This window comes from Sphingomonas naasensis (genome assembly GCF_004792695.1).
In the GTDB taxonomy this organism is placed as follows: domain Bacteria; phylum Pseudomonadota; class Alphaproteobacteria; order Sphingomonadales; family Sphingomonadaceae; genus Sphingomonas; species Sphingomonas naasensis.
The window spans coordinates 69,832-86,236 of sequence record NZ_SRXU01000002.1 but is presented as its reverse complement, the minus strand read 5'-3'; the positions used below and the strand labels follow the sequence as shown (position 1 = coordinate 86,236).

At 68.3% G+C, this 16,405-nt stretch carries 12 protein-coding genes; 4 read left to right on the top strand and 8 right to left on the bottom strand.

Features of this window, described 5'->3' with window-relative positions:
• Positions 1-3 precede the first annotated feature (3 nt).
• The 6 genes from E5A74_RS05590 to E5A74_RS05565 all read right to left on the bottom strand — a co-directional run bounded on the left by E5A74_RS05590 (position 4) and on the right by E5A74_RS05565 (position 6,470).
• Complete coding sequence (locus E5A74_RS05590; RefSeq protein ID WP_135983290.1) at positions 4-723, bottom strand: response regulator; 720 nt, start codon at positions 721-723, stop codon at positions 4-6.
• Between the two features lie 76 nt (positions 724-799).
• Positions 800-1,261 (bottom strand): EF-hand domain-containing protein, encoded by a 462-nt coding sequence (locus tag E5A74_RS05585; protein WP_135983289.1) that lies wholly within the window; start codon positions 1,259-1,261, stop codon positions 800-802.
• Between the two features lie 187 nt (positions 1,262-1,448).
• Entirely contained in the window at positions 1,449-2,222 is a 774-nt protein-coding gene (locus E5A74_RS05580; RefSeq protein ID WP_135983288.1) for a thioesterase family protein, read from the bottom strand.
• Entirely contained in the window at positions 2,219-3,715 is a 1,497-nt protein-coding gene (locus E5A74_RS05575; RefSeq protein WP_135983287.1) for a class I adenylate-forming enzyme family protein, read from the bottom strand. Before E5A74_RS05575 ends, E5A74_RS05580 begins: the two co-directional genes overlap by 4 nt.
• A gap of 78 nt (positions 3,716-3,793) precedes the next feature.
• Entirely contained in the window at positions 3,794-5,143 is a 1,350-nt protein-coding gene (locus tag E5A74_RS05570; protein WP_135983286.1) for an eCIS core domain-containing protein, read from the bottom strand.
• An 82-nt stretch (positions 5,144-5,225) separates the two neighbouring features.
• Positions 5,226-6,470 (bottom strand): MFS transporter, encoded by a 1,245-nt coding sequence (locus E5A74_RS05565; protein ID WP_135983285.1) that lies wholly within the window; start codon positions 6,468-6,470, stop codon positions 5,226-5,228.
• 178 nt (positions 6,471-6,648) lie between these two features.
• On the opposite strand from E5A74_RS05565, the gene E5A74_RS05560 reads away from it, so the two are divergent.
• The 3 genes from E5A74_RS05560 (at position 6,649) to E5A74_RS05550 (ending at position 12,052) form a co-directional block, all read left to right on the top strand.
• The gene (locus E5A74_RS05560; protein ID WP_135983284.1) at positions 6,649-7,869 is read left to right on the top strand and encodes an acyl-CoA dehydrogenase family protein; all 1,221 of its coding nucleotides are present in this window, start codon (positions 6,649-6,651) and stop codon (positions 7,867-7,869) included.
• Between the two features lie 162 nt (positions 7,870-8,031).
• The gene (locus E5A74_RS05555; RefSeq protein WP_135983283.1) at positions 8,032-9,105 is read left to right on the top strand and encodes an acyl-CoA dehydrogenase family protein; all 1,074 of its coding nucleotides are present in this window, start codon (positions 8,032-8,034) and stop codon (positions 9,103-9,105) included.
• A gap of 211 nt (positions 9,106-9,316) precedes the next feature.
• Positions 9,317-12,052, top strand: coding sequence for a TonB-dependent receptor (locus E5A74_RS05550; RefSeq protein ID WP_420822483.1), 2,736 nt, complete (start codon positions 9,317-9,319; stop codon positions 12,050-12,052).
• Between the two features lie 140 nt (positions 12,053-12,192).
• On the opposite strand, the gene E5A74_RS05545 is transcribed toward E5A74_RS05550, so the two are convergent.
• Positions 12,193-13,506: a methyl-accepting chemotaxis protein gene (locus tag E5A74_RS05545; RefSeq protein ID WP_135983281.1), complete on the bottom strand. Its 1,314-nt coding sequence runs from the start codon at positions 13,504-13,506 to the stop codon at positions 12,193-12,195.
• 108 nt (positions 13,507-13,614) lie between these two features.
• The gene (locus tag E5A74_RS05540) at positions 13,615-14,865 is read right to left on the bottom strand and encodes a TetR/AcrR family transcriptional regulator (protein WP_135983280.1); all 1,251 of its coding nucleotides are present in this window, start codon (positions 14,863-14,865) and stop codon (positions 13,615-13,617) included.
• A 143-nt stretch (positions 14,866-15,008) separates the two neighbouring features.
• Between E5A74_RS05540 and E5A74_RS05535 the strand changes: the two genes are divergently transcribed.
• Positions 15,009-16,292 carry an acyl-CoA dehydrogenase family protein gene (locus E5A74_RS05535; protein ID WP_135983279.1) on the top strand — a complete coding sequence of 428 codons (1,284 nt, stop codon included), beginning with the start codon at positions 15,009-15,011 and terminating at the stop codon, positions 16,290-16,292.
• Positions 16,293-16,405 lie beyond the last annotated feature (113 nt).

Genomic DNA, 16,405 nt, shown 5'->3' with positions numbered 1-16,405 from the left:
GCTTCACAACCGCGTCACTTCGGCGGCGAGGGTGTAGCCGCCGCCCCACACGGTCTTGATCAGGCTGGGGTTGCGCGCGTCGGGCTCGATCTTCTTGCGCAGCCGGCTGACCTGGTTGTCGATCGCGCGATCGAACGCCGCGGCCTCGCGGCCCTGGGTGAGATCGAGCAGCTGATCGCGGGTGAGCACCTGGCGCGGGCGCGTGACCAGCGCGTGGAGGAGATTATACTCGCCGGTCGACAGCGCGACCGACACGCCCTCGCGATCGACCAGCGCGCGCTCACCGGTCTTGAGCACCCAGCCGGCAAAGGCGAAGCTGCCCGTCTCGGGCGCGTGCTGCTTGGTGCCGCCGCCGGCCATCCGGCGCAGCACCACCTTGATGCGCGCCGCGAGCTCGCGCGGGGAGAAGGGCTTCACGACATAATCGTCGGCGCCCATCTCGAGCCCGACGATCCGGTCGGTCTCCTCGCTGCGCGCGGTGAGCAGGATCACCGGCGTCTCGCTGGTCTCGCGGATATGGCGGCACAGGCTGAGCCCGTCCTCGCCGGGCATCATGATGTCGAGGATGACGAGATCGATCGCATAGGCCGCCATCCGCGCGCGCGCGCCCTCCGCATCGCCGGCCTGCGTCACGCGGAAACCCTGTTTGGTCAGGTACTGCGCGAGCGGCTCGCGGATCGAGCGTTCGTCGTCGACGAGAAGCAAATGGGGGAGATCGGACATGATGCGACCGTAACAACTCCGCGGGTGAAAAGAAGTGCCGGGCGGCGAGAGGAGGGGGCCGCCCGGCGAGGGGGGCTTAGTTGGCGTCGGGGGCGCCGCCGCGACGCTCCATCATGCCGCGGATGCGCTCGCGCATGGCGTCGCTCTCGGCCTTGTCGATCTTGCCGTCGCTATTGGCGTCGATGCGATCGAAGCGCTTGACGGCCTGGGCACGCTGCTCGGCGAGCGAGATCGCGCCGTCGCCATCGGTGTCGGCGCGGCCCATCATCCGGCCGCCGCGGCCTTCGCCGCCGCCGGGGCGCTCGGCCTTGTCGATCTTGCCGTCCTTGTTGGCATCGAGCCTGGCGAAGCGGGCGTCGACATCGGCGAGGAACTCGGCCCTGGTGACGACGCCGTCATTGTTGGTATCGGCCTTGCCGAACAGGTCGCCGCGCATCGGGCGATCCTGCGGCGCGGTGGCGGGCGTGGTCTGCGCGGCGAACGCGGTGCCGGCGAACAGGGTGGCGCCGAGCAGCGCGGCGGCGAGGGTCTTCTTCATGGCAAACTACTCCAGCATGCGGGCGGCCTCCGCCGCGACTGGACTGCCTTTTGGGGCGCGGCTGTCGCAGGGCTTTGTCATTCGGGCGGCAAGTTGTCGCAAATTGTCGCGGAGCCCGGGGTTTGTGAACCTCCGCTCGCCCGGGAGGAGTGGTCAGCCGCAGACGGCGACGTGCGCGTGGCCGGGCTCAGCCAAAGATGGCGACGCCCTGCATCGCTTCGGCCACGGGATCGCCGGCGGCGTTCCAGATCGTCATGCGCTGGCTCGAATAGCCGTGATGCGCGGTGTCGGCCTGCGCCGCGAGCAGCCACCAGCCGTCCCGGGTCGCGGGCGCGGGGGTGAGGAAGTTGATCTGCCAGTTGAGCGAGCTGAGCGGGGTCTGGCGCTCGCCGGCGAGCTTGAACGCGCCGGGGGGCAGCGCATCGCCGATCGCGAGCAGCTCGACCATCGGATCGAGCCCGTCGCGCGCGCGCAGCCGCGCCCAGCGCAGCCACTCGGCGGGGCCGGGCGCGGCCCCGGGGTCCCAGAAATTGAAGTTGCCGGTGAAGAAGGTCTCGGGACCGGTGTAGAGCTGGGCGTCGGGCGCGGGCGGCGCGATCGGCGCGCGCGGCGCCTCGTCATGCGCGATCGTCGAGGGCAATTCGGCCATGAACACGAAGGTGGCGCGCAGCCCGAGCCCGGCTTCGGAGACGAGGTCGGACTGGAGGAAGGCGGCGTTGCGGCCGCGACGGAGCTTGGTCGCCGTCACCTCGACCGCGCCGGCGAGCGGGCCGATGAACGCGATCTGCGCCGAGCGCAGCGGCGGGAGATCGGGTTCATGCTCGAGCGCCGCCTGCAGCGCGAGCGCGGCGGAGAGGCCGCCGAACGCGGTGCGCCCCTGCATCCAGTCGGCGGGGATCGCGGTGCGGAACCCGCCCTCGTGGCGCGCGGCGGCGGCGAGGATGTCGGCGATCGGAGTCATGCGGAGTAGCGGTCGCGCAGCTCGCGCTTGAGCACCTTGCCGATCGCGCTGCGCGGCAGCGCGTCGACGCGGACGAGATCGGCGAGCCGCTGGGTCTTGCCGAGCTTCGCGTTGCACCAGCCGAGGATTTCCGCGGGTTCGCCGGCGCCGACATAGAAGCCGACCGGGGTCTCGCCCCATTGCTCCGAGGGCATGCCGACGACGCTGCATTCCACCACATCGGGATGGGTGACGAGCACCGCCTCGAGATCCGAGGGATAGACGTTGAACCCGCCCGAGATGATCAGATCCTTCTTGCGATCGAGCAGGGTGAGGAAACCGTCCTCGTCGAAGCGGCCGATATCGCCGTGGCGGATGAAGCGGTTGCCGGCCTCGTCGTACCAGGTCGCGGCGTCGGTCGCATCGGGCCGGCCATGATAGCCGGTCATCATCGCGCCCGAGCGGCCGACGACCTCGCCGACCTCGCCCTGCGGCACTTCGCGGCCGTCGTCGTCGATCAGGCGGATGTCCTGCCCCTCGAGCGGCTTGCCGACGGTGTGCAGCTTGTCGGGATGGGCGTTGCAGACCAGCGCCGTGGTGCCGCCGCCCTCGGTCATGCCGTAATATTCGACGAGCAGCCCCGGCCAGCGCGCGAGGATGTCGGCCTTGAGCGCGGCGGGGAAGGGCGCGCTGGTGCAGGTCTTGAGCGTGAAGCTGGAGAGATCGAAGCGGTCGAACTCGGGATCGGCCATGATCCGGCGATATTGGACAGGCACCAGCATGGTGAGGGTGCCGCGATGCTTCTCGGCGAGGGTGAGATAGTCGCGCGCGTCGAACTTCGCCATCAGCACCACCGTGCCGCCCCAGCCGAGCGTGGGCAGGACGCTGACGAGCGTGGTGTTCGAATAGAGCGGGGTGGCGACCATCGTCACCGCCTCGCCGAACCCGCCGGGGGCGCGACCGATATGCACCCAGCGCATCGCGTGCGGCTGGACGATGCCCTTGGGCGTGCCGGTGGTGCCCGAGGAATAGATGATGTTGAACGCGTCCCCGGGAGCGATCCGCACCGGCGCAGGCACGCCTTCGTCGATCCAGTCGAGCAGATGTTCGAGATAGACCTTCCGGACGGGCACATCGATGGCGTGCGCGGCATCGTGGAACAGGATTGGCGCGCCGCAGTCGGCGACCATCGCGGCGAGCTGTTCGGGTGTGGCCGAGGGCGCGAGCGGCGCGGCGACGCAGCCGGCGCGGAGCGTGCCGAGGAAGACGAGCAGATATTCGAGCATGTTGGGCCCGAGGATCGCGACCGCGTCGCCCGGCTCGACGCCGTCGCGCTGCAGCGAAAAGGCGATGTCGTCCATGAGCCGGTCGAGCACGGCATAGCTCACGACCCGCTCGCCGAAGATGATCGCCGGCTTGTCGCCGCGCTCGCGGCCGTGCGCGCGGATCAGATCGGGCAGCGCCGCGAAATCGCTCGCCAACATCGTCGCCGCAGATGCGTCCGGTTCCCCCATGCCGGCTTGGTAGGCGACCCGCCGCGCGGATGCCATACGCATTTTTCGAAAAAGCAAGGCGGATCCACGAGGCGGGCGCTACTGCCCCTGGTAGCGCCGCATCGCGTCGAGTGCCTCGGCGACGCGGCGGCTATCGTCCTCGTCGCGCAGCTGATCCATCGTCGGCCACGATCCCGGCGAGAGATTCTGGAGCAGATGCAGGTTCTCGAGATTCTCGGCGGTGAGGCGCTGCTGGGCCCATTGCTGCTGCGCGTCCCATTGGCCGCCGGTGACCAGCGGCTGCTGCGCATCGTGCGACAGGCGGAACAGCGGCGTGTTGGGGGCATCGGGATGCGCGACCGCCTGATGGATGCGGTGCGCCACGCGCGTCCCCGGCTGCACCTCGGCTTCGTTGAGGTTGATATATCCCGGCGGATAGCGACCATCGACCGTCGTCATCAAGCCGTTGATCGGGCCGCTCGCGGCGACGATGTTGTCGGGATTGTCGGCGATCGGACCGTGCTGGCCGTATCCGCCGATATGCGTGCGGTGATGCCGCCGCGGCCCGCTCTCATAGCCCTGTGATTCCATGTGCTCGCGCGCGCTATCGTGCCCGGTGCCCAGCTGGAACGCGGTGCCGGTCTGCGCCGGATCGCGCCGCGGGACATGTTGCGGCATCGGCGTGGCGGGCGCGTGGAGCACCTCGACCGGCGGCAGATAATTGCTGCCGAGCAGGAATTGCGACTGATGCTGCGCGAGCGCCTGATCGGTGTCGTCGCTCTGCGGGGTGGTGTAGATCGAGCGGAAATTGCCGCCGCCCTGGCGCCGCGGGCGCGTGTCGATCGCCTCGAAGGGGCAGGGGCCGTCCGGATGATAGGGATGCCCGGCGTTGCAGAGGCGCTGCACCACGCGCTGGACCGGCGCCGCGGCCAGCGGCGCGGCATGGCAGCCCGCGCAGCCGCATTCAGCGGCATGCGGCGCCGAGCCCGCCGCCCATGCCCGCGCGCCCATCCGGTCCGCCTCGGCCTCGAGCGGGAGCTGATCGTTGATCGCAACGCCCTTGAGCTGCGTCGTCGGCGGGACCCGCCCCTCGGCCTGCTGGACGACGTGCCACGCCTCGTGCCCGAGATGCGCCTCCTGGCCGGGGCCGACATGGATGTCGGCGCCCTGGGTATAGGCATGCGCCATCAGCTGGGCCGGTTCGGGCGAGTTATAATGCACCCGGACATGATCCATCGCCATGCCCGACAGGCGCTCGACGCCGTGCTTGAGCCGATCGGGAAGCCCGGTGCGATTGGCGCGCGGCGCGAGCGCCGACGCGGCTTCGCGCAGTTGCGCGACGCGCGGCGCGGCGTTGAGCGCGGTGGCGTGAACGCCCGTCCGCGGCGGCGCCGCTTCGCGCGAGACGGGACGATCGTTGAATCTGCGTTGCGCGCAATGCTCGGCCATGGCGCCTCCCGGTCCGGGCAATGATCCCTGCGCGCCGCCACGCGGTCAAGCCGCGCGCCGGACTATTGGCTTCGAAACGGAGCTAATCGCCGGCGGCGGGCTGCGTGGCGGGTTGCGCGGCGGGCGCGGGCTGGACCCGGGGAACGACGCGCAGAACGACGATCAGCAAGGCGGTGAGCGCGAGGCCCGCCGCCAGCACGAAATTACCCGCGGGGAAGCCGCGCTCGGCGCCGAAGGCCAGCGACTGGCTGAGCACCAGCGGCGCGAGGATCAGCGCGACGCTGTTGAGGCTGGCCATGCCGCCCTGCAACGCGCCCTGGTGTTGCGCGTCGGTCATCCGCGAGAGCAAAGCGTTGATCGAGGGCCAGGCGAGCGCCTGGAACGCGCCGATCGGGATCAGCGCATAGACCATCCAGCCCTGGCGCACGAAGACGTAGCAGACGAAGACCGAGGCGCCGGCGAGCATGCCGAGCACCACGGTGCGCGCCTCGCCCCAGCGCTTGATCGCGCGGCCGGTGACGAGCGTCTGGACCAGCGCCATCGCCAGCCCCGAGGCGGCGAGTGACCAGCCGATCGCCCGTTCGTCCCAGCCGAGCGCGATCTCGCTCCAGAAGGCCCAGGTCGCCGGATAGACCATGTGGCCGAACTGCCAGAGAAAGGCGGCGAGCAGCAGCCAGCCGGCATTGCCGGCATGGAAGATCGGCTTGAACGCGGCGAAGACGTGCGCATTGCCCCAGCGAAACGCGCGGCGGCGCTCGGGCAGCATCGTCTCGGGCAGCGCGGCGAGGATCCACAGCGCATTGAGCCCGGCGAGCACCGCGGCGGCGATGAACGGCGCGCGGGTGCCGAGGCCGGCGATCAATCCGCCCATCGCGGGTCCAAGGATGAAGCCGATCCCGAACGCCGCGCCCATCAGTCCGAAGGTGGCGCCGCGCTTCTCGGGCGGCGTCACATCGGCGAGGACTGCGTTGGCGGGACCATAGGAAGCGCCGGCGACTCCGGCGATCATCCGGCCGACGAAGAGCCAGGCGATGCTCGGCGCGGCGGCCATGAAGGCATAGTCGGCGGCAAAGGCGAGCATCGAGAAGAGCAGCACCGGACGCCGGCCGAAGCTGTCGCCGAGCGTGCCGAGGATCGGCCCCGCGAAGAACTGGGTCACTGCATAGGCGGCGAGCATATAGCCGCCGATCCGCGCGGCGTCCTCGAGCCCGACATGGGCGAACTCGACGACGAGGCGGGGAAGCACCGGCATGACGATGCCGAAACCGATCGAATCGATCAGCACGGCGGCGAGCACGATCGGTACCGCGCGGTGATGGAATGTCATGCCGGGCCCCTTTTCGCGGCGGGTTGTAGCGGGTTTCACCCGCCCGCGTCATCCCCGTGTTCCACCTTCGTCATCCCCGCTTTCGCGGAGTGACGAAGGTGGCGGGAGTGACGGAGCTTGACGTGGGCGTCACCATACCGCATTTTCGAATCTAGCCGAGCACGGCATGGAGAGGATGATGGCGACCGCACCCGAGATCGATGCCCCGGCCGACCCGCTGGCGAGGTTCCGCAGCGAAGCGCGCGACTGGCTGGCGGCGCATTTCCCGCCGTCGCTGAAGGGCAAGGACAATGCAATGTCGGCGGTCGAGGGGCCGCACACGAACTCGCCCGACGAGGAGGCCTGGCAACGGGCGATCGGCGACAAGGGCTGGGGGGTGCCGACCTGGCCGGGCGAATATGGCGGCGGCGGGCTGAGCCGCGCCGAGGCGCGCGTGCTGCAGGAAGAGATGGCGCGGATCGGCGCGTGGAACCCGATCGGCGGGATGGGCGTGATGATGTTCGGGCCGACCCTGCTCGAATATGGCAGCGAGGCGCAGAAGAAGGAGCACATCCCGGCGATCGCCAAAGGGACGGTGCGCTGGTGCCAGGGCTATTCGGAGCCGGGCGCGGGATCGGACCTTGCCAGCCTGCAATGCTTCGCCGAGGACAAGGGTGACCATTATCTGGTCAACGGCCAGAAGACGTGGACCAGCGGCGGGCAATGGGCGGACAAATGCTTCATGCTCGTCCGCACCGACAAGACGAAGAAGCACGAAGGCATCACCTTCCTGCTCTGCGACATGGACACGCCGGGCGTCGAGGTGAAGCCGATCCGGCTGATCTCGGGCTCGTCGCCATTCTGCGAGACCTTCTTCACCGATGTGAAGGTGCCCAAGGCCAATCGCGTCGGCGAGGAAGGCCAGGGCTGGACGATCGGCAAGCGGCTGCTCCAGCACGAGCGATCGAGCCTGTCGGGCGGCGGATCGACCGCGGGGCGGATGTTCGCCGGCGCGCCGCTCGGGCAGCTCGCGAAACACTTTGTCGGGGTGGATGCCGAGGGGCGGATCGCCGATCCCGATCTGCGCGGGCGGATCGTGCGGCACGACATGGATTTGCGCGCCTTCCTGCTGACGCTGCGCCGCGCCGCGCTCGAGGCCAAATCGAACCAGGGGCCCTCGGCGGCGACCTCGATCATGAAGAATGTCGGCGCGCGGATCATGCAGGAGCGCTCCGAGCTGTTGATCGAGATCCGCGGGCTGGCCGGGCTCGGCTGGGAAGGCGCGGGGTTCGAGGAGGAGGCGCTCAAGGACGTGCGCAGCTGGCTCTTCGGCAAGGCGGTGTCGATCTATGGCGGATCGAGCGAGATCCAGAACAACGTGATCGCCAAGCGCATCCTCGGGATGCTCGATCATCAATAATCTAGCTCTCTCCCGCTTTCGCGGGAGAGGGTTGGGTGAGGGCCTTCTTCTTTCGACGCGCCGAAGAAGAAGGCCCTCACCGCTGCGACTAGGCAGCAAGCTGCCAAGTCTCGCTGCCTCTCCCGCGAAGGCGGGAGAGGGATTTGCGCGGAGAGGAAATCAATGGCAGTGCTGAGCGAAGAACAGACGATGCTGCGCGACATGGCGCGCGAATGGGCGGACAATGAATCGCCCGTCAGCGCCTTTCGGAAAATGCGCGATGCGGCACCGGCCGCATTTTACGACGCCGGCGCGTGGCAGGCACAGGCCGAGATGGGCTGGGCGGGGATCCTGATACCCGAGGCGCAGGGCGGCGCGGGGATGGGTTATGTCTCGCTCGGACTGGTGCTCGAGCAGCTCGGGCGCACCCTGACCGCGACGCCGCTCGCGGCGACGGCGGCGGCAACCAGCGCGCTGCTGCTCGGCGGCTCCGAAGCGCAGCAGGCGGCGTGGCTGCCGCGGATCGCCGCGGGCGAGGTCGTCGCGACGCTGGCGATCGACGAAGGTCCGCGCTTCGCGCCCGAGCGGATCGCGACGCGCGTCGAGAATGGCAGGCTCAGCGGTACCAAGGCATTCGTCGCCGAGGGGGACAGCGCCCAGCTCTTCGTCGTCGCGGCGACCGACGGGCTCTATCTGGTCTCGGGCGACGCAGGCGTGACGCGCAGCCCGCGCCGGCTCACCGATGCGCGCAGCCATGCCGAGATCGTCTTCGACGGCGCGCCGGCGGCGAAGCTCGAAGGCGGCGGACCCGAGCTGCTCACCCAGCTGACTGACCGTGCCGCGGCGGCGCTGTGCGCCGAGATGCTCGGCATGGCCGAGGCGGCGTTCGAGCAGACCAACGACTATCTCAAGACGCGCGTCCAGTTCGGGCAGGTGCTCGCGTCGTTCCAGGCGCTGCAGCACCGCATGGCGAAGCTGTTCACCGAGCTCGAGCTGATGCGCTCGGTGGTGGAAAACGCGCTCGAGGCGATCGATTCGGGCAAGGCCGATGTCCGGCAGGACGTCAGCCTCGCCAAGGCGGTGGCCGGCGAGACGCTCCACCTCGTCAGCCGCGAGATGATCCAGCTCCATGGCGGGATCGGCATGACCGACGAGCATGATGCCGGCTTCACGCTCAAGCGCGCGCGCGTGCTCGAGGCGATGTGGGGCAATGCCGCGTGGCATCGCGACCGCTTCGCGCGGCTGGGCGGCTATTGAGCGACGCGCCCGCGGCGCCCGCGCACCGGCTTTCCGAAAGCCGGTTTGCCGCCGCGCGCGCGTCCGCGCACTGGTGCAAACGGGCAACACATCGCGTCCAGTCCCGCTTTGCAACGTTTGTTATGCTTGACGGCCCCTAGGGAAAAGGCTGTTATTCGAGGGTAGGGTATGGAACCGCCAAGTGTTCCGGCCCGTGGTGGGAGAGGAGATGATGATGCGGTTACGCCTTCTGTCGGCTTGTGCAGCGCCGGCGATGATCATGGCGCTCGCGGCGCCCGCTTATGCGCAGGACAGCCAGCAAACCACCGGCCAGACCGCCGAGCCCGAGAGCGACGGCGCCAACGAAGTCGTCATCACCGCGCAGGGCCGCGCGCAGGTTCTCGCCGACGTGCCGCTCGCGGTCTCGGCGATCAGCGCCGAGGCGCTCCAGCAATCGGGCGCCAACGACATCCGCCAGCTCAACCAGGTCGCGCCGTCGCTGCTCGTCTCGTCGACCGGCAGCGAGGCGAACGGATCGGCGCGCATCCGCGGCATCGGCACGGTGGGCGACAATCCCGGGCTCGAGAGCTCGGTCGCGGTGTTCATCGACGGCGTCTATCGCTCGCGCTCGGGCATCGGCCTCAACGAACTCGGCGAGATCGACCGGATCGAGGTGCTGCGCGGGCCGCAGGGCACGCTGGGCGGGCGCAACGCCTCGGCGGGCATGATCAACATTGTCAGCAAGGCGCCCGGGCCGAACTACAGCGCCGGCGCCGAGTTCACTTATGGCAATTACAACCAGATCCGCGCCGCGGGCTTCATCAACGTGCCGCTGGGCGACAGCCTCGCCGCGCGCGTGGACAGCGTCTATGTGCGCCGCGACGGCTATTATCAGGACGTCGTCAACGATCGCGACATCAACGACCGCAACCGCTATTTCGTGCGCGGACAGCTGCTGTTCGAGCCGTCGAGCGACCTGACCATCCGGCTGATCGGCGACTATACCAAGCGCAACGAGAATTGCTGCGCGGCGACCTATCTCAACCGCGAGATGAACCCGTTCATCGGCGATCTCAACAACTCCGCCTCGAACAGCATCATCCGCGTGCTGCAGGGCCTCGGCCAGCCGGCCGCCGCCTTCACCGAAGGCTATAGCCGCGACATCTACGTCACCCCCGGGCGCAGCTATTTCGGCACGACCGAGGATTGGGGCGCGTCGATGCAGATCGACTGGGACTTCGGCGGCGCCAAGCTCACCTCGATCACCGGCTATCGCGACTATGCGAGCGATCAGGGCTCGGACACCGACTATAGCTATGTCGACATCCTGTACCGCGCCGCCGACGGCAATTCGTCGCGCGGGTTCAAGACGTTCAGCCAGGAGCTGCGGCTGCAGGGCACCGCGTTCGGCGACAAGCTCGACTGGCTGGTCGGCGGCTATTACGCCAACGAGGACCTCGCGGTCACCGACAATCTCCGCTTCGGCAACCAATATGGCCGGTTCGCGACCTGTCGCCTGATCTCGGGCGGCGGCCTCGCCGCGCTCTACTCGCCGGCCTCGGCGGGCTGCCTCGCGGCACGTCCGGCGCTGTTCGGCGCGGCCACGCCGCTGATCTATGCGGCGATCGACGGGCTCGACGCGATCAACAATCGCGGCTCGACGCTCGACCGCTACAACCAGAACAGCCGCAACTGGGCGCTGTTCACCCACAATATCGTCCATGTCGCCAAGGGCCTCGATCTGACCCTGGGCCTGCGCTACACCAACGAGCGCAAGAAGTTCGACGCCACCTTCGGCAACGACAACACCGCCTGCGTGCTCAACCAGCAGAGCCTGTTGCCGCTGCGTCCGGTCGCGTCGCTGACCGCGGTGATCGACGGCATCCTCGGCCTCTCGTGCCAAGGCAATTCTACCTCCGAGCTCAACGGCGTCTCGATCAACGACGAGCGCAAGGAAGACGAATTCACTGGCACCGCGGTGATCTCGTACAAGCCCAATGACGATCTGCTGCTCTATGGCAGCTATTCGCGCGGCTACAAGGCGGGCGGGTTCAACCTCGACCGTTCGGCGCTCAAGATCCCGATCCTGCCGTTCGGCGGCCAGGCGGGGACGCAGGCGCTGGTCGGCAACCTCCAGTTCGATCCCGAGATCGTCAACGCCTTCGAGCTCGGCCTCAAATATTCGACCGGGCCGTTCAGCCTCAACATCGCGGCGTTCCGCCAGGAGTTCGACAATTTCCAGCTGAACACGTTCAACGGCACGGTCTTCCTCGTGCAGAACATCAACGGCTGCAAGGCGAACCTGAACGGCGGCGACCGCGACCAGAGCAAGTTCTCGACCGCGGCGAACTACAACGCCGCCGCGGCGACCACCGGGGCCTGCGGTTCGGGGGACGTGACCTATGGCGTGCGCTCGCAGGGCGTCGAGCTCGAGGCGTCGCTGGTGCCGCATCGCGACATCCGCGTCGGGCTGGGCCTGACCTATGCCGAGACCAAATATCGTGACCAGCTGGTCGGCAACGCCTCGGGCGCGCCGCTCGACCAGGCGCTGCGCAAGCTGCCGGGCGACAATCTGTCGAACGCGCCCGAGATCGTCGCGACCGCGTCGTTCGCGTGGACGCCGGACATCGGCAGCTCGGGGATGAGCGGGCTGGTCTATTTCGACAGCCGCCTGACCGACGATTACAACACCGGCTCCGATCTGTTCCCGCAAAAGGAGCAGGACAGCTACGCGATCTTCAACGCGCGCGTCGGCATCCGCGGACCCGATCAGCGCTGGTCGATCGAGTTCTGGGGGCAGAACATCTTCAACGAGAACTACACCCAGGTCGGGTTCAACTCGCCGTTCCAGGAAGGCTCGGTGGGGGCGCCCTTCACCGATCCGCAATATCCGGGCGGGCGGCAGATCTTCTCGGCCTATCTCGCCGAGCCGCGCACTTATGGCGTGACGCTGCGCACGCGGTATTGAGCGCTAAATCCTCCCGCGCCTCGGCGGGGGAGGAGGCCGGCGAAGCCGGTGGAGGGGCCCGGCCGCGAGCGATATCGCTCGTGGCCGGGCCCCTCCGTCGCGTTCGGCGCCACCCCGCTGAAGCGCGGGCGGCGTGGTGCCTAGTGGTAGACGTGCGCCGCGGCGCGCGCCGGGCGGGGCGCGGAGCGTCCGGCGGAGACGGTGAAGCGCGCGGCCTGCTCGGCGAGGCTCACGACTTCGCTGCTCAGATTGCGCGCCGCCGCCGAGGTCTCCTCGACCATCGCGGCGTTCTGCTGGGTTGACTGATCCATCGTCGCGATCGCGATGCTGATCTCGGAGATCGCAGTCGACTGGGCCTGATTGTCCGACGCCATCTGGCCGAGCAGCGCATGGACCCCGGCGACGTCGTTCGAGATGTCGGCGAGCGCGCCATCGACCTTCTGGACCATCTCGACCGCGGCGACGACCTCGGTCTGCGTCGTGGTGAGCTGATCGCGGGCCCGGCCGGCTTCCTCTTCGGCACGCATCGCCAGCGCGCTGACGAGATCGGCGACGACCGCGAAGCCGCGCCCCGCCTCGCCGGCGCGGCCGGCCTCGACCGCGGCGTTCATCGCGAGAACGCGGGTCTGGAAGGCGATCTTGTCGAGCCCCTCGATCACGCTGTCGATGCCCTTGGCGCTCTCCGACACGCGGGTCATCGCCTGCACCGCCTCATCGGTGATGGTGCGGCCGCCCGACACGGTGGCGATGGCGCCGTCGGCACGCGCAACGGTGCGCCCCGCAGCCTCTGCGGTGACCTTGAGCCGCTGGTCCATCTGGGCGACGGCGGCGGAGGTCTGCTCGAGGCTGGCGGCATTGGCTTCGGTGCGCCGCGCGAGATTCTCGGACGCCTGGGCAATCTCGCCCGAGCCGGTGCGGATCGTCGCGGCGCTGTCGTTGACGGTGCCGATCAGCGTGCGGAGCGAAACCAGCGCCGCGTTGAAGTTGCTGCGCAGCTCGGCATAGTCGCCGGGATAGTCCTCGGTGATCTCGGCGGTGAGATCGCCCTCGGCGAGGCGGCGCAGATTGGCGGTCATCCCGCGGACGATACCGGCATGCTTGCGCGCCTCGGCGTTGAGCTCGAGCTCCTTGCGCGCCGCGTCGCGGAAGCTGAGCATCGCCTTGGTCATGCGGCCGACGCAGTCCTTGTACTCGGTGAACGCGATCGGGCTCTCGAGATCGCAGGCGGCCAGCGCCTCCATGCGGACGACGGTGGTGACATAAGGCGTCGCGATCGCGCTGCGGAACCACGCGCCGCAGAACATGCCGGCAAGCAGCGCCACGACGCCGACGGCGAGCGCGTAGCCCGGCGCGACGAGCGCGGCGAGGGTGGGAAGTGCGATCAGGCCGCACATCACGCTGAACACGATCACCAGCTTGAGGCGGATGGGGGCGTCCTTGATGAACCAGGTCATGGGATGTCCGACAAAATGAAAGCCATGTGCGAAATGCACTGCTCCCAATATAGAAGAACCCGCGTCGCCCGACCGGTTATAAAGTCATTTCATTTTGGACTATTTATCTTATCTTGCCGAGACTTGCGCGGCCAGAACCCGGTCGTCGAACAGCCCGAACGCGAGCGTCGCGGCGTAGAAGGCGACGGCCTTTTCGCGCGGCATCGTGCTCGCCCATTTGCGCATGTCGAACGCGGCGTTCTGCAGCGCCATCAGCGCCTGGCTCGCGACCAGCGGATCGATCGCGCGGATCGAGCCCTGGGCGATGCCGTCGGACAACATGCCGGCGAAGCGCCGCGCGATGCGGTTCGAGCGATCGATCATCGTCGTGCGCACGCGCGGAGGGAGCCCCGACAGCGCGGTGGTGCGCAGCAGCGGCCCGCGCTCGGAGAATTGATAGTCGAGCAAGGTCGCGACGGTGCTCTCGAGCCGCTCCCAATGGCTGCCCTCATGGCTCTCGGCGAGGCGCTGGGCGTCGGCGATGATGTCGAAGCTGCGCTTGTAGCAGGCGATCACCAGCTCGTCCTTGGCGTCGAGATGATGGTAGAAGCTGCCCTTGGTGACGTTGAGCTCGGAGGCGATGCGCTGGACCGAGGCGCCGCGATAGCCGAGCTCGTTGATCAGCCGCGTCGCGGCGAGCAGGAAGGCTTCACGGCCGGGCTCGGGCTCCTCATGCTCAAGATCGAGCAGTTCGGGCGTCCACGCCTGTCCCGGTGCGGCGATGCCGAGGCGGAACACGTCCATCAGCCGCGCCTCGACGCGGGGATATTCGTCGACTTCGTAGCGCGGCAGCCAGGCGGTGAGCCAGAATGTGTTCTCGAGCAGCACGTGCGCGCGCGCGCCGAACAAATCGGTCTCGGCGCGGTTGGCGCCGGCGCCCCAGAGGTTGCGCGTCTTGCGGAACACGTTGCGCCAGCCGGCGAGCAGCTGGCTCTTGGTCGGCTCCTCCATCGCGCGGAGATCGGAGAGGATCGCGAAATCGCGCTCCTCGCCGCGGCGGATGCGCGCGAGCCGCTCCATGTTGATGTTGAGATAGCGCGCCACCCGCGCCTCGGGCGTCGGCTCCTCGAGCGCGGCGTCGAGCATCGCATCGAGCCGTTCGAGCGTCTGCTCGAACGCGGCGGCGGCGAGATCTTCCTTGCGCTTGAAATAATAAGTGACCGACGTGGTGTTGAGCCCGACGCGGCGCGCCACGTCGGCGAAGGTCATGCCCTTCGCGCTCTGCTCGTTGATCGCGTCGGCCGCGGCGGCGAGGATCGCGTCGCGCTTTGCCTGGAAGCGCTTGGTGCCTCCGCCTTCGATGTTCCCCGGTGCATTCATTGCAACTCAGCTTAGCGAATTCGTGGCGCAGCCAAAGCGTTTTTTGAAGATGCATGTCCCGATTTTTCTCTACGCCCAGCCCCTTTACCGAATATCCGGTACGTTCTAGGCAGGATTGGACAACGAGACTGGAGGGAGCTGCGATGGACTTCACGCTGAGCGAGCGGGAGACCTGGTTTCGCGACCGGGTGAAGGCGTTCATCGATAGCGAGATTCGCCCGCGCGACGGCGATTATCGCGCCCAGCAGAAGGAGGGCGATCGCTGGAAGGTGCTGCCGGTGATCGAGGAGGTGAAGGCGAGGGCGAAGGCCGCGGGGCTGTGGAACTTCTTCATGCCGCCGCATTCGGGCCAGGCCCATGTCGACGACAGCTTCGAATTCGAGGGAACGCAGCTCAGCAATCTCGAATATGCGCTGTGCGCCGAGGAGATGGGGCGGCTCGGCTGGGCGTCGGAATGCTTCAATTGCTCGGCGCCCGACACCGGCAACATGGAAGTGCTCCATCGCTACGGCACGCGCGCGCAGAAGGACCAGTGGCTCAGGCCGCTGATGGAAGGCGAGATCCGATCGGCATTCCTGATGACCGAGCCGGCGGTCGCCTCGTCCGACGCGACCAACATCGAGACGCGGATGGAGCGCGACGGCGATCATTATGTGATCAACGGGCGGAAATGGTGGTCGTCGGGCGTCGGCGATCCGCGCTGCGCGGTCGCGATCGTGATGGGAAAGACCAGCCCCGAGGCCGCGCGCCATGCCCAGCAGAGCCAGATTCTGGTGCCGCTCGACGCGCCTGGCGTGACGATCGAACGGATGCTTTCGGTTTTCGGGTATGATCACGCGCCGCACGGACACGGCGAAGTGGTACTCGAAAATGTCCGGGTGCCGGTGGAGAATGTCCTCCTCGGCGAGGGGCGCGGATTCGAGATCGCGCAGGGCCGGCTGGGGCCGGGGCGGATCCACCATTGCATGCGCACGATCGGAGTGGCCGAAGAGGCGATCGCGGCGATGGCGAAGCGGCTGGTCAGCCGCGTCGCGTTCGGCAAGCGGCTGTCCGACCACAGCGTGTGGGAGCAGCGCATCGCCCGCGCGCGGATCGACATCGAGATGACCCGGCTGCTCTGCCTCAAGGCCGCCGACATGATGGACAAGGCCGGCAACAAGGCGGCGCAGCTCGAGATCGCGATGATCAAGGTGCAGGCGCCGACCATGGCGCTGCAGATCATCGACGACGCGATTCAGGCACATGGCGGCGCGGGCGTCTCGGGCGATTTCGGGCTGGCGCACGACTGGGCCGGGATCCGCACGCTGCGGCTCGCCGATGGTCCCGACGAAGTCCACAACCGCGCGATCGCGCGGGCGGAGTTCGGGAAATGGGGCGCGGCGAAGGTGGACCGGTTGTCGTCGGGCGATGTCGGGGCTTCGCGCTGAACCAAAACAATCGTCATCCCCGCGAAAGCGGGGACCCATCTCCCGGATGAGCGGCAAACGCACCGGAGCGATTGTGGATGTTGCGGGAGATGGGCCCCCGCTTTCGCGGGGGT